General features: G+C 67.8%; 23 protein-coding genes and 1 pseudogene. 9 read left to right on the top strand and 15 right to left on the bottom strand.

Going from position 1 to position 20,429, the window contains the following annotated elements; translation table 11 throughout:
• A partial coding sequence (locus tag ACFVYR_RS30225) for a winged helix-turn-helix domain-containing protein (protein ID WP_389613180.1) occupies positions 1-437 on the bottom strand: 437 nt, incomplete at its 3' end.
• A 1,773-nt stretch (positions 438-2,210) separates the two neighbouring features.
• Here ACFVYR_RS30225 and ACFVYR_RS30220 point away from each other — a divergent pair.
• Positions 2,211-2,840, top strand: coding sequence for a ScbR family autoregulator-binding transcription factor (locus ACFVYR_RS30220; protein WP_384256591.1), 630 nt, complete (start codon positions 2,211-2,213; stop codon positions 2,838-2,840).
• A gap of 445 nt (positions 2,841-3,285) precedes the next feature.
• A complete protein-coding gene (locus ACFVYR_RS30215) occupies positions 3,286-3,558 on the top strand; it encodes an SDR family oxidoreductase (protein ID WP_384256589.1) in 273 nt (90 codons plus the stop codon).
• A gap of 455 nt (positions 3,559-4,013) precedes the next feature.
• Here ACFVYR_RS30215 and ACFVYR_RS30210 read toward each other — a convergent pair whose 3' ends face one another.
• Positions 4,014-4,676 carry a ScbR family autoregulator-binding transcription factor gene (locus ACFVYR_RS30210; protein ID WP_384256587.1) on the bottom strand — a complete coding sequence of 221 codons (663 nt, stop codon included), beginning with the start codon at positions 4,674-4,676 and terminating at the stop codon, positions 4,014-4,016.
• 763 nt (positions 4,677-5,439) lie between these two features.
• The gene (locus ACFVYR_RS30205) at positions 5,440-6,255 is read right to left on the bottom strand and encodes an HAD family hydrolase (RefSeq protein ID WP_384256585.1); all 816 of its coding nucleotides are present in this window, start codon (positions 6,253-6,255) and stop codon (positions 5,440-5,442) included.
• Between the two features lie 440 nt (positions 6,256-6,695).
• On the opposite strand from ACFVYR_RS30205, the gene ACFVYR_RS30200 reads away from it, so the two are divergent.
• The gene (locus ACFVYR_RS30200) at positions 6,696-7,988 is read left to right on the top strand and encodes a ScbA/BarX family gamma-butyrolactone biosynthesis protein (RefSeq protein WP_384256583.1); all 1,293 of its coding nucleotides are present in this window, start codon (positions 6,696-6,698) and stop codon (positions 7,986-7,988) included.
• A 311-nt stretch (positions 7,989-8,299) separates the two neighbouring features.
• Here ACFVYR_RS30200 and ACFVYR_RS30195 read toward each other — a convergent pair whose 3' ends face one another.
• The 4 genes and pseudogenes from ACFVYR_RS30195 to ACFVYR_RS30180 all read right to left on the bottom strand — a co-directional run bounded on the left by ACFVYR_RS30195 (position 8,300) and on the right by ACFVYR_RS30180 (position 9,606).
• A complete protein-coding gene (locus tag ACFVYR_RS30195; RefSeq protein ID WP_384256580.1) occupies positions 8,300-8,749 on the bottom strand; it encodes a transposase family protein in 450 nt (149 codons plus the stop codon).
• A complete protein-coding gene (locus ACFVYR_RS30190; RefSeq protein ID WP_384256602.1) occupies positions 8,746-9,000 on the bottom strand; it encodes a hypothetical protein in 255 nt (84 codons plus the stop codon). The genes ACFVYR_RS30195 and ACFVYR_RS30190 overlap by 4 nt, the downstream gene beginning before the upstream one ends.
• Before the next feature lie 45 nt (positions 9,001-9,045).
• Positions 9,046-9,212, bottom strand: a pseudogene (locus ACFVYR_RS30185) (transposase family protein); the annotation flags it as partial.
• 37 nt (positions 9,213-9,249) lie between these two features.
• Positions 9,250-9,606, bottom strand: coding sequence for a winged helix-turn-helix transcriptional regulator (locus ACFVYR_RS30180; protein WP_384256578.1), 357 nt, complete (start codon positions 9,604-9,606; stop codon positions 9,250-9,252).
• 117 nt (positions 9,607-9,723) lie between these two features.
• On the opposite strand from ACFVYR_RS30180, the gene ACFVYR_RS30175 reads away from it, so the two are divergent.
• Positions 9,724-10,017, top strand: a complete 294-nt coding sequence (locus ACFVYR_RS30175; RefSeq protein WP_384256576.1) for a DUF1330 domain-containing protein — start codon at positions 9,724-9,726, stop codon at positions 10,015-10,017.
• Between the two features lie 217 nt (positions 10,018-10,234).
• Here ACFVYR_RS30175 and ACFVYR_RS30170 read toward each other — a convergent pair whose 3' ends face one another.
• The 4 genes from ACFVYR_RS30170 to ACFVYR_RS30155 all read right to left on the bottom strand — a co-directional run bounded on the left by ACFVYR_RS30170 (position 10,235) and on the right by ACFVYR_RS30155 (position 12,728).
• On the bottom strand, positions 10,235-10,981 hold the full coding sequence (locus tag ACFVYR_RS30170; protein ID WP_384256574.1) for a 2-phosphosulfolactate phosphatase: 747 nt from the start codon (positions 10,979-10,981) through the stop codon (positions 10,235-10,237).
• 4 nt (positions 10,982-10,985) lie between these two features.
• On the bottom strand, positions 10,986-11,888 hold the full coding sequence (locus tag ACFVYR_RS30165; RefSeq protein WP_384256572.1) for a class I SAM-dependent methyltransferase: 903 nt from the start codon (positions 11,886-11,888) through the stop codon (positions 10,986-10,988).
• 166 nt (positions 11,889-12,054) lie between these two features.
• On the bottom strand, positions 12,055-12,396 hold the full coding sequence (locus ACFVYR_RS30160) for an STAS domain-containing protein (RefSeq protein ID WP_384256569.1): 342 nt from the start codon (positions 12,394-12,396) through the stop codon (positions 12,055-12,057).
• Positions 12,397-12,413: 17 nt separating this feature from the next.
• Positions 12,414-12,728, bottom strand: coding sequence for a helix-turn-helix transcriptional regulator (locus tag ACFVYR_RS30155; protein ID WP_384256567.1), 315 nt, complete (start codon positions 12,726-12,728; stop codon positions 12,414-12,416).
• A gap of 202 nt (positions 12,729-12,930) precedes the next feature.
• On the opposite strand from ACFVYR_RS30155, the gene ACFVYR_RS30150 reads away from it, so the two are divergent.
• The gene (locus ACFVYR_RS30150; RefSeq protein WP_384256564.1) at positions 12,931-13,638 is read left to right on the top strand and encodes a class I SAM-dependent DNA methyltransferase; all 708 of its coding nucleotides are present in this window, start codon (positions 12,931-12,933) and stop codon (positions 13,636-13,638) included.
• A 31-nt stretch (positions 13,639-13,669) separates the two neighbouring features.
• Here the strand turns inward: ACFVYR_RS30150 and ACFVYR_RS30145 are convergent, their stop codons facing one another.
• Entirely contained in the window at positions 13,670-14,803 is a 1,134-nt protein-coding gene (locus ACFVYR_RS30145) for a YcaO-like family protein (RefSeq protein WP_384256562.1), read from the bottom strand.
• Here ACFVYR_RS30145 and ACFVYR_RS30140 point away from each other — a divergent pair.
• Positions 14,802-15,263: a hypothetical protein gene (locus tag ACFVYR_RS30140; protein ID WP_384256559.1), complete on the top strand. Its 462-nt coding sequence runs from the start codon at positions 14,802-14,804 to the stop codon at positions 15,261-15,263. The genes ACFVYR_RS30145 and ACFVYR_RS30140 overlap by 2 nt on opposite strands.
• An 80-nt stretch (positions 15,264-15,343) precedes the next feature.
• Here the strand turns inward: ACFVYR_RS30140 and ACFVYR_RS30135 are convergent, their stop codons facing one another.
• Together ACFVYR_RS30135 and ACFVYR_RS30130 are read right to left on the bottom strand one after the other, a co-directional pair.
• Complete coding sequence (locus ACFVYR_RS30135; protein WP_384256557.1) at positions 15,344-16,159, bottom strand: phytanoyl-CoA dioxygenase family protein; 816 nt, start codon at positions 16,157-16,159, stop codon at positions 15,344-15,346.
• 207 nt (positions 16,160-16,366) lie between these two features.
• Entirely contained in the window at positions 16,367-16,603 is a 237-nt protein-coding gene (locus tag ACFVYR_RS30130; RefSeq protein WP_384256556.1) for a hypothetical protein, read from the bottom strand.
• Between the two features lie 237 nt (positions 16,604-16,840).
• Between ACFVYR_RS30130 and ACFVYR_RS30125 the strand changes: the two genes are divergently transcribed.
• The 3 genes from ACFVYR_RS30125 (at position 16,841) to ACFVYR_RS30115 (ending at position 19,359) form a co-directional block, all read left to right on the top strand.
• Positions 16,841-17,110, top strand: a complete 270-nt coding sequence (locus ACFVYR_RS30125; RefSeq protein ID WP_384256601.1) for a hypothetical protein — start codon at positions 16,841-16,843, stop codon at positions 17,108-17,110.
• A gap of 239 nt (positions 17,111-17,349) precedes the next feature.
• Positions 17,350-18,789, top strand: coding sequence for a carboxylesterase family protein (locus tag ACFVYR_RS30120; RefSeq protein WP_384256553.1), 1,440 nt, complete (start codon positions 17,350-17,352; stop codon positions 18,787-18,789).
• Positions 18,790-18,855: 66 nt separating this feature from the next.
• The gene (locus ACFVYR_RS30115; RefSeq protein WP_384256551.1) at positions 18,856-19,359 is read left to right on the top strand and encodes a hypothetical protein; all 504 of its coding nucleotides are present in this window, start codon (positions 18,856-18,858) and stop codon (positions 19,357-19,359) included.
• Between the two features lie 95 nt (positions 19,360-19,454).
• Here the strand turns inward: ACFVYR_RS30115 and ACFVYR_RS30110 are convergent, their stop codons facing one another.
• Positions 19,455-20,300, bottom strand: a complete 846-nt coding sequence (locus tag ACFVYR_RS30110) for an LLM class flavin-dependent oxidoreductase (protein ID WP_384256549.1) — start codon at positions 20,298-20,300, stop codon at positions 19,455-19,457.
• Positions 20,301-20,429 lie beyond the last annotated feature (129 nt).

Here is a 20,429-nt window from a genome sequence, read left to right as displayed (position 1 = left end):
ACCAGCGCCGGCCCACGCCACAACGCCAGAGCCCGCCGAAACCGCTCCGCAGCCCCCGCATCATCCCCGCCCTCAAAAGCCGCCCGCCCCTCACCCGCAAGCCGCTCATACTGATGCACATCCACACTCTCCCCCGGTATCTGCATCAGATACCCCCCATGCCGCGTCGCCAGCACCTCCTTCGCCGACCCCCGGCCCTCCCCACCCAACGCCGCCCCCACATGCCGCCGCAACTGCAAAATGTACGTCTGCAAAGTCGTCAGCGCACTCTGCGGCGGCTCCGTCCCCCACAACTCCTCCATCAGCGTCGGCACCGGCATCACCCGCCCCGGATAGAGGGCAAAGAGAGACAGAATCTGCCGCGGCTTACCCGCCGACGGAACAATCGATCCCCCATTGACCTCGGCGCTCAACGGACCCAGAACCTGAACCTTCATGGGCTTCCTCCGTACGTCGACGAGAACCACAACCACACACACCACAACCCACACCCACCCACACCCACCCCGACCACACCAGCCCACCAGCCGGCCGGCCCAGACGAGCAACCCCCACCCCCCAACCCCGACCGACCAGCCACAGAAGACACCGCCAAACCCCCACCCCCCATGACACCCACACCACCACCCGGAAAACACTCCCCCACCACCACGCACAGCACAGGCAGCACAGACGACACAGGCACTACGGGCGGCACGGGCGATACAGGCACTGCGGGCGGCGCGGGCGACACAGGCAGCACCCACAGCACGCACGCGCGGACAGCACAGGCGACATCAGCAGTGCAACCGTGCAGCCAGCACAGGCAGAACGACGGGCAGAACGGATAGGCAGTACCAGTACTACGGGCAGAAGAGGCACCGACGGGCAGCACAGCCAGCACGGGTACTGCGGGCAGCACGGGCGCTGAGGGCAGAACAGCCAGCGCAACTAGCGCAGCCAGCACGAGCAGTACAGGCAGCACACAGCGGAACCGGCCACACGAACGGCCACACGGCACGCGCACCACACCAGCACAGACAGCGCAAACCACACCGACAACACGAACGGCACAAACAACACAGGCCGCACAAGCAACAGGCCGCACAAGCAACACAGGCCGCACAGACCGCACAAGCAACACGGACAGCAAACCCCGCGCGGACGCTACACGCACACGGGCGGCGCCCGGACCGGCAGCACAAACCGACCCCAACCAGGCCACACCACACCCAAACCCGCCACCACACCCTCCCCCCGCTCCCCCTACCGGAAGAGGCAAACCAGCCCCCTTACCGCCACCCGATTCAAAACGATCCCCCACCCCCTGTCAATAGAAAACCGCGTAGCTGGTTTCCACCACCACCCCACCACCCCTCCACCCCAGTACAAGCACCAGGGAGCGGAGGCAAGGGAGAGCACCAGCCCGCAGCACCACAGGGAACTCCGGAGGAGCGAGGCCCTGAGACGACTGGGGCAAGACGTCGACACCGCCGGGCCGAGGGGCAACCGCAGAGGACCGACGAGCTACCTGCGGCGGCAAAAGCGCGCCACCGAACCGGGGCCCTGGAAGGGACACAGAACCGCTACGAGCTAGGAGACTGGAACATCCCCGCAGGACAGGCACCCCACAATCCGACAGAAACCGGGCCCGGACCTCATCGAGGAGCCGACGGGGTGGCAACCGGTCCAGGCGGCGAAACCCGGAGCCAGAACAGCAGGAACCGGACCCGGGGCGGGGGGGCGACTACCCCGCTCTCAGGCGACAGGCGACGAACTCAGACCCGGTCAGGGAACGGGTCAGACGCAGAGAGGCTGCACCCACCCCCTCCGATACGCCCCCAACCGGACGTGACCCTCCGCAGCCCAGCCCGAGAACCACGCCGCGCCACAGGAGAGTGAGGCCCCAAAGCCCTGCTACAAACCACGTGCGCGGTTTTTTTTGGGAGTGAAGACGCCACCGAACCGAACACCTCCGGGTATCGACACCCCCACCCCGGCCGGGCCATAGCCGGAGCGGAACCTCCACCTTCCGGCCAAAATGCCGCGCCACCCACTGAGCAGGCACCAGGATCACCGACCAAATCGCCCTACGCCCGTCTCCCGCTCTGGACAAACGGAATGCACGGCACTCAGCCACCCTCGTCAACCAGGTCCCACCAACCACTGGATATCAAACCAGCAAGTTGGTTTTATAAGTCGACCGAACCTCACCTCGACGGGAGCCACCAGTGAGCCAGCAGGAACGGGCCACCCGCACACGCAACGCACTCCTCCTCTCGGCCGCCGAGAGATTCGAACGCCACGGCTACCTCAAGGCCAGCCTGGACGAGATCAGTTCAGGCGCCGGCGTGAGCCGCGGCGCCCTGCACTTCCACTTTGAGAACAAGGCCGCCCTCGCCCACGCCGTCGAACAAGCCGCCGCCCACACCCTGCACAAAGCTGCCCACACCACGCCGCCCGATCACACCAGCACCCTGCAAAACCTCATCAACCTTTCCCACCACATGATCTACCTCTTGCACCACGACACCGTGGTCCGCGCCGGGTTCCGCCTCACCTGCGACTCAAGCCCTGAGACCCCGCTCGACCTGCGCCACCAATGGCACACCTGCGTTCATCACCTCGCCACCCGCGCCGCCGACGAACACACCCTCGCCCCCCACATCTCCCCCGAGGCCCTCACCACCACCATCGTCGCCACCACCACCGGCCTCGAAATACTCAGCCGCACCAGCCCCACCTGGCTCACCTCCGTCCCTCTCACCCATTTCTGGCAGCTGCTCCTCCCCACCATCACCAATCCCGCCCACCCCATGCCGACACCCGGACCTCCAACGCCTCGTTGTGACGCGAACTGACGTCAGAGCCACGTGCCTCACCCGTCAGCCCCCTCACACGCGGCCCACACGCCACACCCTCCGAAGCCACCGCACGCTTGCGCCGAAAGGTGAAGCGCACAGGCCGGGGCCAGAGGCCTGCGGCCAAGAACCAGGAAGGCAAGGGGCGCAGACCCGGGGACAGGACCGACCGGGCGGGACATTTCTCATGGAGCGGGAAGCAGCCCCTGTTAGCGCACGCGCACGCTAGCCTGCCAAGGTGTTAACCCCAGTGTGAGCGGAAGCGGCTTACCGTCGGCATGCGCCGCTCAAAGCAAACGGAGGGCACGGGAGTTGACGTGTGTAATCAGGGTTCGTTCGCGGGCAAGGCCTCCCTCGTCGCCGGAGCGAGCAGTGGGAACGGCGCGGGGAGGGGGCGGCCAGGGTCCCTCCCTCGCTAGTGCGCACGTGGTCCTGGCCTCCCGGCGTGACGACCGCTTGGCGCTCCTGGCCAAAGAACTGCGTGTCGAGGGCGTACAGGCTCTACTGCGTCGGCGACGTCCAAGTCGCCACCGAAACGCGCCGGGCCGTCGCCCACGCAGTGGACACTCACGGCCGCCTAGACGTGGCGTGCAACAACGCCGGCACTGCCGTGGAGAGGACCCCTCTGCGCCATATGGACGACGCCACCTACGAGCTGGTCCTCGACGCCAACGCACGCAGGGTGGGAACCGCCTGCGCCCCGATATCAGCGCAATGATCGAAAACGGTGGCGGGCGATCGTCACCGGCCTGGTAGTCACCTCTGTCGCAGCCGCTTACGTCGCCGCCAGACACGCCGGGGTCGGTGCGACGAAGGCGCCATACTCGAATATGCGCCGCGCAACATCCGCATCAACGCTATCGCCCCCGGCCTGGCCTGCAGCCTGCTCAGAGATGACGAAGTGCCGGTTCGCACGCTGCCCTGACCAGGAAGTCGACGAAAGCAAAGCCTTCTTTCCGCGCAACAGCATGGCCGAACCCGAGGAAGTCGCGGAGGCAGCCGCCCGGGCCTGCAGCGACCGCGCCTTCCACATCACCGGCGCCGCTATGCCCGGAGACGGCCACACCACCACCTGGCGACCCGGCCGTGGTCCCAGCAAAAAGACACCCGCCCTCATCTCACGACTACACCCGAGCAGAGGGGCGTTCACGCATGGAGGATGAGTAAGGCGTGTCAGCCGGTGCTGTCCACCAGGTCGGGCTGCGGGATACATACCGCCTCTGCAAATAGACGTGCGCCCCTGTCCGGGGCCAGGTCCAGACGGGTCAGTACAGCCGGCACCGTGATCGACGGCATCACATGGTCGTAGAGCGCCGCGATGCGCCGCTCCACATCCGCCAGCCCGTGCTCCAGCTGAGAAAACAGCTGAATCCCGTGAAAAGCGCCGACTACCAGCTCCGCAGTCTGTCGCGGCACCACATGGGAGAGGATCTCACCACGCTCCTTGGCCTCGATGAGCATCTGCGCAGACAAGTCGACCCAAGCTGGCCAGGCACTCCCGTAATGTTCCCGGCCCCGGGGGTCCGAAGAGAGCACCGCCCCTGCCTGCACCACCGGATCCTGCGGCAACCGATGCGCCAGCAAGAGCCCTGTATCCACCCACTCTTGGACCTTGAGATCCTGCGGCGGCACGGCATAAGCAGTCTGCGCCTGCAACACCCCCCGCGCCAAAGCCTCCTTGGAATCAAAATGGAAGTACAAAGCCCCCTTGGTCACCCCGGCGACCTTGAGGATGTCCGACACCGTGGCTGCCGCATAGCCATGCTCGGCAAAGACCACCGCAGCTGCTTCCAGCACCGCGCGGCGTGTTCGAACAGCACGCTCCTGCTGCGCCACGTAGGACCTCCCCTGCACTCCGTACCCGTTTCGGGTATGCAGCGGACCACAGAAGGAAACCGCCGTGGACGTACCTTACCCACAACACCCCCGAAAGACCCCGCGAAGGATCTTGCCAAACCCATTCCCCGCCAGCTGCTCGCCCGATAAGTCCCCACCCATCACTCCTGACACCCTCGCAACGAGGGTGCGCCCCGATCGGAGCCGATCCGAAACACCAGACCGGAACCCGTCGGCCGCCAAACCCCAGGCAGCCGCACCAGGCAACGACTCCGAGAGCAGCTCCTACAACACACGGCCACACCCCGCCCGACCCCACCTGCCGGTCCGGAGTCAGCAGCTCACCGTCGCTCTCGCGGGGGGCGACAGCGTCTCGGCGGGGGCAGGCCGCCCGCACCACAGCCAGCTGGGAACCGATGCCGCCGCTTTGGGGGCGGAAGTCGCAGTCCCGGCTGAATCGACGCCCTCCCTTTCCGGTCGGCAGAGGCTCCAACCGCCCCTAAGCGCTGAGCCCCTGCTTCCACGAGTGAGGAGAGAAGACACTCGCGTCCGCAGGCAGACTGCGCTCGCGCCCCTCAGGCCAGCGTCTCTGTCACAGCGCTGAGACAGCCCTCGCTCTGCCAACGGGCGGTGTCAACACTCGGCTACCTGGCGGCCGTCCTGTAGCCCCTTCATCGTGGAGGCAGGGCAGCCCTCGCTCACACCCGGCCACCACGCCCCTCCGGCTCCGAGACAGAGGGGCAGTGCGAGGGGAAGTGCCCCTTCAAACTTGCGGGGCCAGAGGCCAGTTGTCTCCGGCGGCCGCCTCCGCGTCAACCGTCCGCAACAGCTCCTCAGAGATTTCCCCGAGCGAACGCACCACATGCCGGACCCCGGCCCGCTCCATCAACGGCCGCTGGAAACCCTGCTCGTAATCACTGGGGTGCCCGATGAAAGCGCTCCCCAGTTCGCGGGCCGTCTCCGCCACCCGCGCCACATCGTCAATGACGAGCATCTGGTCAAAGCGAATCTCAAACAACTCCGCGATCTCCCTGATACCGGGACGGAAATCATTGGTGCACACATAAACCGGCTCGTCGAAATATTCAGCCAAAGCACTCAAGTGACAATCGAAGTGCGTCCGCCCCAGTCCCCCGTAACAAACTATACGCATCTCCAATGAGCGCAGCCTTTGCAAAAGCGTCTCCGCGCCCTCCAGAACCCGTACCGGGTGCTCAAGCACATACCGGTCCCGCTCCTCGAAATATGCTGTGAGTACAGCCTCGGCACTCCCACCCAGCACATCTGCCGCAGTCTGTGCTGCCACCATCTGCGGCTGCGAAAGCAACGCCTGCTCCAGCTCCGCCCCGTAGACCCCACCCCGCGACTCCACCAGTCGCCGAATCACCGGCCCGAAACTGTCGTTGAGCAACACCCCGTCAATGTTCACCGCTACTAGGTTCAGGTGCTTCAGGCCCCGCTTGCGTCCTTCCTCACGACCCGCCGCCCCGGTGGCGCCGACCTCGCCGACCGCCACACCGTTCGAACCCGGCCCGCGGACGGCCGATCCCTCGCCCGCCCAACCCATCCGATCCACCACGACAACCCCCACTTCCCCGACACCGCCACGCCATTTCGACGCTTGATAAAGACTGGTCCACGCAACAACGTGCCACAACATCCGACCGCAGCCGAACCGGAACCGTCATTCCGTATTCACCGGGCACTCGCGGAACGCGCGCGTACACGCCCACTACACGACTGACCACAGCTCCTCACTCCACCCAGGGCGACAGCGAAAGGCATAAGAAGGAACCGTCCGCCCGGTTTCTTTAAACGGACGCTTCACTTCCTCTTCGCCTAAGGCCGCAACCCAACCCGCGAGGAACTCAATTACCCAGCGTCACGAAATCACCCATTCGAAATGGAACGTTATCCTTCCACCCCCTCCGCATGTAATCACCACCGACACTTGAAAAGAAAACCGGTGGGTATGTATGTTATGAACACACTTTCATTCACCTCCAGGGGGAGAGGTTCATGAGCAGTCTGGTCCTGACACGGTCGCAAGACGCCCAAAAGGATTCGAACACGCAGGCCATCCAGCGCACGTACGAAGCGCGGTACGCAGAGTGCCCACAAAACTCGCTGGCCGCACCGAAACCGTCGATCCCGCCGGACATACAGACGTCGCAGGGCACCCAAAGGGTGCCAGTCACGCAGAACGCACAGCCTGCGTCGGAGCGGCCCAGACTCGGAGAAGCCCAGAACACACCGCAGTCGGCGGACACCCCGAGCCATGGCGTGCACTGCGCCCTCACCATTCAATGCGCACCCCCGCGGCCAAACGCACAGGACACGCAGGACACTCACAGCAGCCCGAGCGACCGCGCCGACCGGATACCGGCCCTGCTATCTGTGTTCACCGGCACCGTGCCCCGTCAGTACGTCCACCGTGCCGCCCACGCTGAAGTCTTTCTCACCGGTCATGAAAGGACTGGCGAGGAGACCTACACCCTCACCGGCCAGTGGCCCCGCGCCCACACCTTCTTCACCACAGCCGACGGCCGCAGCCACGATCACCTCCAGGCCTGCGAAACGCTTCGCCAGGCCGGCATTTATCTCGCCCACACCGAACATCACGTACCGCTCGACCACCACTTCGTCATGCAAGACATGACCGTCACCAGCCACCCCGAACACCTCACCATCCAGTCCACCCCCACCAACCTCACTCTCCACGCCACCCTCACGCCCACCCCTCGCCGCCGTACCTTCACCATTCACCTCAACATCAGCAGCAACCAGCAGACTCTCGCCACTGGCTACGGGTACTTCACCTGCATCTCCCCCTCCGCCTACCAGCGCGTCCGCGCCGCCCCCGTCCCCACTCCCACGCTCGCCTCCCTCCACCACACCCCCAACCACCACCAAAACCCCCACGCTCACGGACGCAACAACCCCCGCGACCTCGTCCTCGCCCCCACCGACCAGCCCTACACCTGGCGCCTCAACGCCAACCCCAACCACCCTGTTCTCTTCGACCACGACGGCGACCACATCCCCGGCATGGTTCTCATTGAGGCCGCCCGCCAAAGCAGCCAGCCCCGCCTCCCTGCCAACGCCGTCCCTATCCAGACGCAAACTCAATTCCACCGCTACGTCGAACTCACCGACCCCTGCTACATCACCACCACACCTCAACCCAGCACGCACCCCGACACCCACACCATCCGCGTCACCGGCCACCAGAACGATCGTCTCGTCTTCACCAGCCATCTCACCGCCACCACCCACCCCTCCCTCTGCCCCACGGCAGCAACCCGCCCCTGACGTCGAATCGAGTCGGCTGCGAACCCCGCGCACGATAGGGACGGCCATGAGCGTGCAAACAGCACGGCTGCGTCGACCAGCAGAAAGCCTGCCGATCCGCTGCCTCCTGCCAGGGTGGGGCCGCTCGTCGTTCGTCACGGTGAGTACGTGACCGGTGCCTCGCACGCCAGATCGGAACGCACCCCGTCCCGACAACAAGCCCGGGGTTGACAGTCCGAAACAAACTTCGGCCAGTTGTCAGCCCCGGCCTCCCTGACGAGCTCGTGCATGGTTGTCGGCGGGACGCTGATCATGGTGCAGGGCGGTTGAGTTCATCCCGTTGTAGCTGCCAGAGGATGGGTTGCCCGCTGGTGTGAGACAAGTCCGGCGATCGCTGGCACGGTGTCTTCGAGGAGTGGGCGACGGCCGTGGTGGCGAGCCAGAGCCCGCCAGTTCTTCAGGTGGGCGATGCCGTGCTCGACGCGGATGCGGCGTGAGGAGTGTGCCTTGCGGCGCTGGGTGAACATCTCCTCCCACCACGCTGGAGTGTTCTCCTTGAACTTGCGGTGCGGCGGCGTGATGACCTGACCGCCAGTTTGAGCAGTTTGAGCACCCAGGCCCTGGTAGCCGGCGTCGGCAGGAATCTGAAGGTCGAGTTGCTCGGCGAGCAATTGGACCAGGCCAGCGTCGCGGGCCTGGGTGATATCCGGGCAACTTCCCGGTCTCAGCGCACCCGCGAACAGTAGGCGCCCCTCCCCGCCAGTCACGACGAGGACCTTCATCGCGTTCTGCTTACTCTTGCCCGAGATATACCGGTCGCGTCCGGCGGCCCTGGCATGGGCCGACGGACCCGGATCTCCGTGGCATCAATGATCGCTGCCCATCCACTTGCACCGAGGTACTGGATGACATCGGCCATCGTCCGCAGCCGGATGTCCGGTGCCACGGTGCAGCCTCGCTCTGCCAACAGCGGCCTCACTTCACCGATCACACGGGTGACAGTGGACCGGTCGACGCCAAACCAGGAGGCCAGGAGTGTGCGCGGGGCAGCGGGGATTGGGGTCGGAACCTTATGCGGGGGATGGAGTGCGGGCAGAGGGCCGAGGTGGTCGACGATGCGGTCGGCTGACGACTTCGAGGCCCCGAACGCCGGGCAAGCTGACGCAGCGTCAAGTTGGTTCGCCAGTACGCCGTGACCGGGAGTGTTCGGCCCTCCAGCGGTAAGCCCCATGGCCGACTCCGGCGTGCAGCATGAACTCCTTGACGTCGCGCTACGCGGTGATCACTCCAGCCCTCCTGCCGTCGCCGGACCCATTTCCTCGGCCCACCGTCGACTCCAGGCGTCCAGCGGGTTCAGTGCCTCGACAAGATCCCGGCCGAGCTGGGTGAGGCGGTAGCCATCACCGTCCAGGGCGAGCAGGCGGGCGTTGGACAGCTCCTCGAGCCGGGTACTGAGCACGCTGGAGGACATGCGCTCGCATCGGCGCTGCAACTCACGGAAGCCGGCCGGAGCTTGGCTCAGTTCCCACAGGATCCGCATCGTCCAACGCCGTCCGAGCAGGTCGAGCGCGGCCATCACTGGACGACCCGATTCGGACCCCCGCACCGGCACACCCGGACGTGGCGCTCTGGCTCCCATACTCACTCCTTCTCACTCTTGCGCTTCGCTTCTCGAAGCATCATAGTGATTCGAAAATCGAAGCAGTCCGGGATCGACCTGCAAGTCAGATGCACTCATCCCCACACTGGAGGTTCCATGCCCAAGGCCTACTGGGTCAGCGTCTACCGCACCATTTCAGACCCCGAGAAGCTCGCTGCTTACAACAAGCTGGCCGGTCCGGCCGTCCGGCTCGGGGGCGGGCGGCTCCTCGCCCGTGATGGTCGGGTCGCCGCATACGACGCCGGAATCGCCGAGCGCACGATCCTGATCGAGTTCGACAGCTTCGAGCAGGCCGTCGCGGCCCGTGAGAGTGCGGCCTACCAGGAGGCGCTGGTCGCCCTCTCCGACGGCGTCGAGCGCGACTTCCGCATCGTCGAAAGCATCGGATGACCGAGATCGGTGCCGCGGCAGGGAGATGAGAGTGCCTCGATCAGCGCGGCCTCCTCGCCACGTCGACGCTCGCGTGGGATGCACCCGCGGCATGCACTTGCCGTACGAGGTGCTCTCCCCCACCTGGCATCGGCTCCTCGACGGCATGACCCCCAAGGCCCGCCAGCCGTCCCCGCTACGACCGGAACGGCCCGTGAGACGCCGACAACGCCAGTGATCAGTCCGTAGCCTCGTCGATCGGCGAGGGAGAGGTGGAGGGAGACGAAGAGGGAAAGGGAGAGGGTACGGCGCACGGACGTAGGACCATGAGCTCGTCCTCCTCGCTCGCCACCATGGCGAAGGGGAACCGGTCGAGTTCGAGGCAGAGTGCGACGTCGTCGGGGTGGACTCCTTGGCGCACCCCCTCCGTCAGCTCCGCGGCCGCGCGAGACTCTCCGGCACGGCGGAGGTACGCGGCCGCGTCCGTCCCCGCCCCCGTGGCCCTACGAGCGATGTACTGCGCGCATGCCAGGTCCTCGTCGGCGCGCCCGTCCTCGCCGGTGACCACGAACGTGACGCTGCCGCACTCACGTATCCGCAAGAGCCGAGCCGTCGCCTCCGCCACCACGAAACCGGCGCAAAGGACCAGCGATGCCTCCTTGACCGCAAGGGCGCCGACCGTTCCCGCCGTGGTCTTCTGCACGACGGTGCGTCCGCCGAGGTCCAGGGACCGCAGTCGGCCCGGGGAGTTGACGGCGTCGAAGCCGGGCGCGGGCGGGCCGTCCTTGAGCGCCACCCAGTCCGGGTGGCGAGCTTTGAGCGACAGTGCTTCGTCCAGCGACTCGGCGAGAACGATTTTCTCCGCCCCCTGAGCGAAGGCCCAGGCTGCCACCGTGAAAGCACGCATGACGTCGATCACGACGGCCACCGATGGGGCGGATGGGGCGTCGGCCAGCTCGGGTATACCGAGGAAGCGAGAGTTCATGGGGTCATGATCGCGTATGCCCGTCCCGAGGCACCTGCTTGGTGGCGACGTTGATGGTGTAGCGCCAAGTGTTCTGGTGCCGGTACATCTCCACTCCGCTCATCGCATTGACCAGGCGGTCCCCACACCTGAACCCGCGTGCGACGGTGTACGGCAGCCAGCCGAGCGTCGAGAAGGACCGCAGCATGGGCAGGATCCTGGCGGAGACGTCATCGACCGATTCCAGGGTGAAACCGGTCTCACCGAGCAGGCGCCCCAGTTCGCCATGAGTCATCGTCAGCATTCCCGGCATGCTCGAACGATCACAGACTCGGAGAAGGGCGGAGCGGGCAGCGGGTGTGAGTTCGGCTCTGGGAGTGCTCGAATATTCGAACATCACCAGTTTCCCGCCGGGCCGCAGGACGCGGAAGAACTCGGCGAGGCCTTGTGAGAGGTCCGGTGAATGGACGAAGGACTCCATCGTGTAAACGCCGTCGAAGGAGGAATTCGCGAACGGCAGCGCATGGTAGTCGGCTCGGAGGAACCTCGTGCGACCGCGTCGTTCCTCATCACCGCCGCCGCCACCGCCACCCTTGGCCTCATCGGCCGACCGTCGCCGGGCGATGACGATATCCGACTCGATTCCGTCGATCCCGGTGACATGAACGCCGCTCACCCTCGCGACGGTGCGCGCGGTGTCCCCGACACCGCATCCGGCATCGAGCACGGACGAGGCGGGAGGCAGGGCGAGCTTCCTGGCTGCGACAACCTCCATGCGCCGCATGGCCGCCGCGAATCTCCAGGGTGCGTCACCGGCCTCGTACCAGCCGAAGTGGCGCGTGCGTCCGAGCAGTGCGGTGTACCCCAGGCGGGACCCGAACGCCCGGTAGTACGGCATGACGCGCTGCCTGTAGTGCGTGCCGGTCACATACATCACAGCCGTAGGTTCCCGTTCTTCCTTGGCGCCTCTGCATACCCCTCGTACTTCTGTATACCCCTGCACTTCTGTATACCCCGTTCAGGATTGACGCACGATCAGGCGCGCGCCCCGAACGGATTACCAAGTTTGAATTTGCGTTCTATTCAATTTCCGGTCAGAAGACGCGCAGGGGCAATCGCTCCCGTAGTCCGGCTCGTTCGATGGCCGTGTCGGCGACGGTTCCGGTCCAGGCGATGGCGACCGTGACGCCGACCGCGTCGAGCGCTTGGCAGATGCCGAGCAGGGTGAACAGGCCCGCGTTGTCGCAGTGGGTGAGGGCGGACAGGTCCAGCATCAGCCGGCGGCCACCGCGGGGGCGCGAGGCGACCTGCACGATCGCCTCGCGCAGTACGGCGGTGGTGTCGAGGTCCAGCTCTCCGGACAGGCATATGAGCACCACGGACCGGGCCGCCGGGACATGGCGGATCACTAGCCGGGCCTCGGTCTCTTGTTCCATGTCCGTAGCTTTCCGTCTCAGTCCGCAGGCGGCCCGGTGTCCGCGGGCTGGTCGGCGAAGATGTTCAGTAGGGCGCGTGCGGGAAGTCCGGCATAGGCCGGATGCCGGAAGGGTTTGTCCAGGTGGAGCGTGTATCGGTTGCGCCGCCCCACCCGTTGGCGGTGCAGGTAGCCGGCCTCTTCCAGGTCGGCCACGATGGCCTGGGCCGTCCGCTCGGTGATCCGGCAGGAAGCGGCTATCTGCCGCAACTGCACGGCCGGATCGTGCGCGATGGCCAGCAGCACCCGTGCGTGGTTCGTCAGGAACATCCATCCCCTGTTCTCACTGACCACGGCCTCAGCCCCTCTCCGCCTGCCGGTCTCCCACCACAGACACCGGCGCGGCATTACCGGAAAGCTTTCTCGCCCATCTTGGTGCATGGAGGCCTGTGAGTGCCACTGGGTGCGGGGGTGCCGCGCGTGTCGCCGCCCGCGCCGGATGCGGCCTGAATCCGCACCTTGCCCTGCTCCACCCGGCACCACTACGGTCCCGCAAATGCCGGATTCCTACGCTGACTTGTCGCGGTACTACGACCTCGTCATGACCTCGGGCTACTACGACTACGACCGTTACGCGCGGACGCTCCTGGATCGCGTCGGCGACGGCCGGGACCTGCTGGAACTCGGAGTGGGCACCGGCCTGGTCTGCGAGCGGCTGCTGGAACTGGGGCCTTCCGATCTGCGGATCACGGGCATCGACCACACCGACAGCATGCTGGCGCAGGCCCGCGAGCGCCTGGACGGCCAGGTGCGGCTTCTCCGCGATGACGTCCTGGACATGTCCTTTCCCTCCGCGTTCGACGCCGCCTATTCGGTCGGCGGCGTCTGGTACATCGTCCAGGACGGGAACGAGTCATGGCTGAGCAGCCATCTGTTGGAGGAGGAGGACAACCTCGTCGGGATGGCGAATGCCGCCGCTTCCATCAAGCCGGGCGGCTCACTGCTGCTCAGCGTCCAAGGGCCGCACCGGCCCCACGAAAGGCCGCTGCCCGGGGGGCTCCTGTACGCCCAGCATGTCGTCGTCGACGATGAGGGCCGGTACACCAAGGACTACTTCATCAAGCGGCAGGAGAAGGTTCTCGCCCACCAGAGCCTGCGTTTCCGGCTCTTCCCGCAGAAGACAGCCGACCGCCTGCTCCAGCAGTGCGGATTCGTTCTCCGGGAGAGCGACGAGGTGCTCTGGCGGTACGTCCGGCAGCAGTAGGGCACGGCGTCCCTCGCGGCCGTTGGCGTTCTCAGCAGGTCTGGCCGCGTTGTCCAGGAAGTATGAGTGCTCCTTTGACCACGGCGAAGAAACGTTCCAGGCCGGGTACCACAGTGTGCACCGCACTGACCTCGCCGGGCAGGGCCGCCAAGTGGCGCCGGTAAGCGGTGAATCCGCGTGCCGACAGGCGGGCGAGCAGCTCGTCGAGCTGGGCTCCGGCGTTGGCCCCGGCCATGGGTCCGGCGTTGGCCTGCGGCGGTTGATCGCGGTACGCCGTGGCGGTCATCTGCGCGAGGACGTCCGTCAGGTCGAAGCGGGCGCAGCGGTGCAGTGCCGGGTAGGGCTTCAGCGCGTCGAGGCAGGCTGGTGCAGGTGGGGTGTGACGGCGGGCGACGGCGCACTCGAGGAGTTCGGCGAGCGCGCCCGCCACGGCGTCGTACGCGGTCAGGGACGAGGCCTGGCCACGGAGGTGGGCATGCCCCTCGCGAGGCGCGGCGTAGGCGAGAACGGTGGGGACGTTCAGGTCGTTCGTCGCGTCGATGAGGTGGACGGGGGCGCCCGCTTCACGCTGCGCTTCGGTGTGGAGGGTGGCGAGGTCGCCGGGCAAGGTGCGCGGGTCCAGGCCGGTCGGCGCTCGCCCGAGGAGGAGGGTGCGGATGGTCAGGAGCGAGCACGCGTCGCGTTCGACGGTCTCCAGCAGGGCGTGGACGGTGGCCTGGTCCTCGGTCGGGGCGAGTCCGTAGCCGGAGCTGACGGAGTACCTGGACAGGGCTCGGTAATCGGTGCGGTCACCGAGCCGGATCCGGTGGTTGCGCCCCTCGTCGCCCGCGTACCAGGGCGCGCCCAGGTAGAGCGGTACGGCGGCGTCCTTGTGTCCGGGGTGCAGCGCCCGGTAGGTGTGGCAGAGGAGTTTGCTGCCGTGCATCTTCCTCAGCAGCGGTGCGCTCGCCTCGCGTGCCAACGGGCCGTCGGCCAGTTTCTCGGCTCCGGCGAAGTGGACGGCGGTGGCGCCGATGGCCGCGGGACCGGACAGGTGCCGTTCCAGAGCCTCGCACAGCGCACGGAGCCGGGCCTCCGCCCGTGTCCGCCCCTTGCCGACACCCGTCGCACCGGGTGTTCGTACGCCGTTGGCCACGTCGGTCAGGTCACATGCCCAGAGGGACATGACGCCCTCGATGTGGGCCTGCTGCCGCCAGCACGGCCGCTTGCCCCGGCTCAGGGCCGCCCTTTCGACGCTTATGGTGTCGATGCTCGCGGGATCGACGCTCGGGGTGCCGATGCTGGCGGGGTCGACGCTCGGGATGGCGATGCTCGCGGTGTCCGTCCTGACACGGTCGTCGGGCGGTGGGCATGACGCCCGTACCGTCCCGCCCGTCGGCCAGGGCATCACGGCGCCATCGCCCCGCCCACCGGTCGGCATCTCCTATGCCTCCTCGGTCGCCGGGCCCGCCTCCCTCTTCGCCCATTCCGATGCCAGCGCTTCTTCCTCCGCCGTCAGCGGCGTGCTGTCCGAGCGCTGCGCAACCGCCATGTCGCCACCGGATGCACCCATGACGCATCCCTCCGTCGTTTCGGCTGATGTGCACGTGACCGTGGCCGTGGACCGGCCACCCTCACCACGGTAGGAATTCCCGCGCCGCCCGTAAGGGCGCGTCGAAAGCGCACAGGCGCAACGCGCCGTGTTCGCATGCGCTGCGGGGCCCGTTCACTCCTGGAGCCGATGGTCGGTGCCGTTCCCGTCCGGGCCGGGGGTGTCCTGTCCCAGGCCCCGGCGGATCGCGATCTCCACGGGTGAGTACGCGCCGTCGGCCCGCTCCACTTCGTAGGGCGCGGCCGGCATCAGCGGCGGCTGGGCCATGAAGCGCGGGCGCACGCCATGGTGCGGTTGCGCCGAGTGCACCAGGAACGGATGGCACAGGAAGACGTCGCCCGGGGAGCCGGTGGCGAGAGCGACCGGTCGGTGGTCGGACGCCGTCACCAGGTCGGGGGCGAGGGTCAGCCCGTTCGCGCCGTCCTCCCCGTACTTCTCGAGCACCTTCGGTACGTCGAGGTGTGAGCCGACCCGGATCCGGGTCGGGGCGTCCTCCTCGCCGACCTCGCTGAACAGGAACAGCATGAGCAGCGCCCGGCCCTGGGAGCGCAGGTTCGTGAAGTACCAGCTCTCGCCCTCCGGCAGATAGCTCCCCTCGATGTGCCAGCCCGCGTCGTCCGGCTCCTCCTCATGCGGGAAGCGCAGCGGGAACGTACCCAGTGAGTAGCGCGGCTCCCAGCGTCCCGGGCCGACGAGCAGGTCGTACGCGCGGTGCAGGGAGGGGGAGTTGGGGGCGGCGGCGAAGGGGCCCTGTGCCATGCCGCCCACCCAGTGCACGGGCTGCGTCCAGGTCGACGGGTCGTCCGGGTCGCAGCCCGTCTCTCGCCACAGCAGCCGCGCGCAGTCCGCGGCCACGCGCGGCGCGACGGCGTCCTCCAACTTCACGAAGCCGTCGCGGAGGAATCGGGATACCAAGGTCGTGTCGTCCATGCGCCCATCGTGCGGTGGCACCGGCCCCGGTCACCCGACATTGTCCGCACCGCTTTGGTCGGGTGCGAGGTACTCGCTCGGCGGGAGCAGGGGTCCTGCGGGAAGGGGTGCCCCTGGCACCTGGCCGCACGCGGCAAAAACGCGGTGGTGACGAAGGCCGAAGCCCTCCTCACCACCGCGTCGTCGTGCGGGTGCCGAGCGTGTGCGTCAGTGACGGCCGCCGGACGCGTAGCCCATGCCCTCGTGGCTGTAACCCGCGGCCTCGGCCCAGACGATGCCGAGCGGGCCGCCGACGCTGTCGTACTTACTGGCGAACCCCTTGTGGTTGTAGCCCACCTCGTGGTGCGGGTAGTGGTCGTCCTCGTTGGCGACGGCCGCGCCTGCCCCGACGGCCAGGACGGACACGGTGAGAGCGGCGGCGAGGATGGTCGAGCGAACGCGCATGAGTATATTCCTCCTGGAATATGCAGCTACTGTCGCGATGTCACTTGCCGCGGCGGCAGCGCCGAGTAACAGGGCAGCACCCGCTCTCCACCCGAACGGGCTCCGATGTGCCACCGCACGGCCCACGTGAGACCGGCTGAAGGTCTCTGGCTACCGGCTTCTGGTTCTGGCTAGTAGGACCAGCACTACCGTGGTCACGGCGTCTCACCCACTCGCCACCCAGGCCCCCGACCTGGTCTGCGGCATGACCCACGCCTGCTGCCCCCGCACGACGACGACAGCCAGGGCCTGTACCGGCCGGTCACCGAGACGGCCGACGCCTTCCGTGCGGCCCTCGACGGCGCACCCCGCTGCGCCCAGGCCATCGGGGCCGCGCGCCCCGACGTCACCGGTGACGACGTCTCCCTCCTCCTGCGCGCCCTCGCATACGCCACGGACCTCAGCGAAGGCGAGGCACTCGACCGGGCCGTGGGCATCGTCCTCGACGGCCTCGGCGTACCGCGCTGACACCTGATCCTTTCCGTCCAGCCTGGCCCGCGCGCCGGGCCGGCAGTTCCTCGTTCTGAACGTCACGGCGGCCGCCGGGCTGTGGTTCGCGACCATTCCGTTCGGCCTCGTCGACCGGCGTGAACTGGGTAACTCGTGGCGATGTGCGGGGTCAGGCCAGTAGGGGTGGTGGCTTTGTTCCGCGTGGTGCTGGAGACTGCGCCAGGGGCGACCGTGCTCGTTTCGGAGGGAGCAGAGGCATGACGGATCCGAGCATGAACCGGACGGGGGAGGCGGCGGGCGGGGAGGCGGCAGCCGGGGAGCCGGTGCGCGCGGCTTCTCCCGGCACCGACTCGGCCCGTACCCGAACGGTCGACTCCAACCTGGCCCGTACCGGAACGGTCAACGCCAACCCGGTGCGCACCGGACCGGACAACCCCCACCTGGTGCGCACCGGACCGGTCAGCGCCACCCTGGTCACCGGACCGGACCGCACCAACCCGCTCCGTACCGGCCCGATCCGCTACGCCACGGCCGAGCGCTTCGGTCGCCCCCGGCCTGTTCCGGCCCGCGACAGCCGCCCGTCGAGCGGCGAGATCTGCCCCCAGCTGCCCTCCCGCCTCGACGCGGTGATGGGCCCGCCCCGCGACGCCCGGCCGCAGGGCGAGGACTGCCTGAACCTGTCGATCGTCACTCCGGCGAAGGACGCCTCGGCCAGGCCCGTGCTCGTCTGGTTCCACGGTGGCGGCTTCAGCAGCGGCGCCGGCCTCATGGACTGGTACGACGGTGGCGCCCTCGCAGTCCAGGGCGATGTGGTCGTCGTCGGCGTCAACTACCGCTTGGGCGCACTGGGTTACCTCTGCCTCGACGGGGTCGCCGAGGGCAACCTCGGCCTCTACGACCAAGTGGAGGCGCTGCGCTGGGTCCACCGGAACATCGCCGCGTACGGCGGCGACCCGGGGAACATCACGGTGCTCGGCCAGTCCGCCGGCGCCATCTCCGTCCGCCTTCTGATGGAACTCCCCGAAGCCAAGGGGCTGTTCCGCCGGGCCATCCTGCAGAGCGCCCCGCTCATCCTCAGCGCCCGCCCCCGCGAGCAGGCCCTCGAACTGGGACGCGTCTTCGCCGACGCGCTCGAGGAAGACCCGCGCACGGCTGCCGTCCCCGCGGTCCTGGCCGCGCAGCGCGAGACGGCCGTGGCCAATCTCCGCAGGCCAGGCAGTCCGATGGAACCCGCGTTCCTGCCTGTGGAGGGCGCGGGTCCCCTCACCGCCCTGGGCGCGAACCTCGACGACAACGTACGCGGCCTCGACGTCCTGTACGGATGGAACGCCGATGACATGTCCGCGTTCCCCGACGAGGGTGACGACCCGGCGGACGCGACCCGCCGGGTCTACCAGGAACCGCTCGGCCGCTTCGGGGCACGCCTCGCGCGGGCGGGCGCCCGGGTGCACGCCTACCGCCTGGACTGGCGCCCGACCGGATCACCGTTCGGCGCCACGCACTGCCTCGAACTGCCCCTGCTCCTCGGCTCCCGGGCTGCCTGGCAGGACTCACCGATGCTGGGCCGTACCCCCTGGGAGGAGACGGACCGCCTGGGCTTCGCCCTGCGCACCGCCTGGCTCCGCTTCGCGCACACCGGCGACCCCGGCGCCCTGGACGCGCCCCTCAGGCGGGTCCCGGTACCCGACCCCGCGTGAAACTGGGCCGACGATAGGTTGAGGAAGACCTGCTGGCGGGTCATCGGGGATCACGGAAGGCTGGGTTTGTCGAAACTGCACGTCGTCACCGGGGCTCCCGGTGCGGGAAAGTCCACACTTCTGCGGCCTCTGCAGGCGTACCCGTTCGGCACCGTCGACTTCGACGAACTTCCGGACCCGGACGGGAACCTGCTGGGCATCGACATCACCTCCCCCTCGGCGAGCCCTGTATGGCCCGCCTACAACAAGCTCTGGGTGAAGATCGCGACCATGATGCTGCGGTCCGGTGGACCCGTGTTGGTCCTGTCTCCGTTGACACCCGATGAATGGGCCAGTGCGGCCGCGGACACCGTGGACCCGCCACGAGTCTCCTGGGCTCGCCTCGATTGCGCCGACGCGGACAGACGTGCCCGCCTCGCCGCCCGCGGCTGGGGCCACGAGGAGATCGAGGACGCGATCAAGGATGCGGAAGAACTCCGGGGCGTGGTGGGCCGGGATTTCACCACCACCGGCCGCAGTCCCGCGGAGGCCGCCGCAGCGGTGGCCGCCTGGGTCACTCGTAGCGCGTGATGGAGAGCCGGGCGGCCGAGGAGCGCATGGCGGGGGGCGGCGGGAGGTGAACCTCGACGACCAACGGGTGCCGCCCCTCCCCCTCGCTCAAGCCATCACAGGACGTCCGCGAGGCGGTCCACCTGATTCGGGTCGAGGCCGTAGCAGTAGAGCATGACCTCGTCGGCGCCCAGGTCGGTGAAGCGGGCGATCGCATCGCGGATCTCGTCGGGCGTGGTGAGCATTCCGGCGACCATCCGGTCGGCCATGCCGGTGAAGGTGTAGTACGCGTGCATGCGGGCCCGGGCATCGTCAATGACGTCTTGAGGGCCGAGGGCGACGTTGACCTGCGCGACGATGCGCGGTTCGCCGTCGCGGCCGTACTCCTTCCAGAAGGTGCGGACGGTGTCGAACAGGCCGCCTGCCCACGAGGGCGCCGCGGCGGCGAGGAATCCGTCCCCCCAGCGAGCGACGCGTTCGAGCGCGGCGGGCTTGAAGCCACCGAAGAGCACCTCGGGGCCGCCGGGCCGGGCGGGCGCGGGGCCGATCGGGCCGACGCCGTCGCCGTACGGCTCGCCGGACCAGAGGCGGCGCATCACCGCCATCTGCTCGTCGAGGCGCCGGCCTCGGGTGCGCTTGTCGACCCCGGTGACCTGGTGGTCGTCGTCCCTGCCGCCGATGCCAAGGCCGAGGACCAGGCGGCCACCGGTCATCCGGTCCAAGGTGGCCACCTGCTTGGCGAGGAGGCTGGTATCGCGCAGCGGGGCGAGCAGCACCTCGGTCTGGACACGGATGCGGGAGGTGGCGCCCGCGAGGACGGCGAGCGCGACCAGGGGTTCGGGGTTGTCGTGGACGAGCCGGTCCAGCAGGCCGAGCGTGCTGAAGGGTCCGGCGTCGGCGCGCTGCGCCCAGGTGAGCAGGGCATGGGGGTCGCCGATGGGCAGGCCGATACCGACGTTCATGAAAGGAGCCTCCGAAAGGAAGGGTCGACAAAGTCAGTGGCCGCCCCTCCGGCACCTCAACGAGGTGGGACGCTCCCGCTCTGCGGCATGCTTCCGGGGAACGTCTCAGAGAAGTGATCCGACTTTATG

The sequence above is a fragment of the Streptomyces sp. NPDC058284 genome (assembly GCF_042881135.1).
Lineage (GTDB): Bacteria > Actinomycetota > Actinomycetes > Streptomycetales > Streptomycetaceae > Streptomyces.
This window is presented reverse-complemented; position numbering and strand designations above follow the sequence as displayed.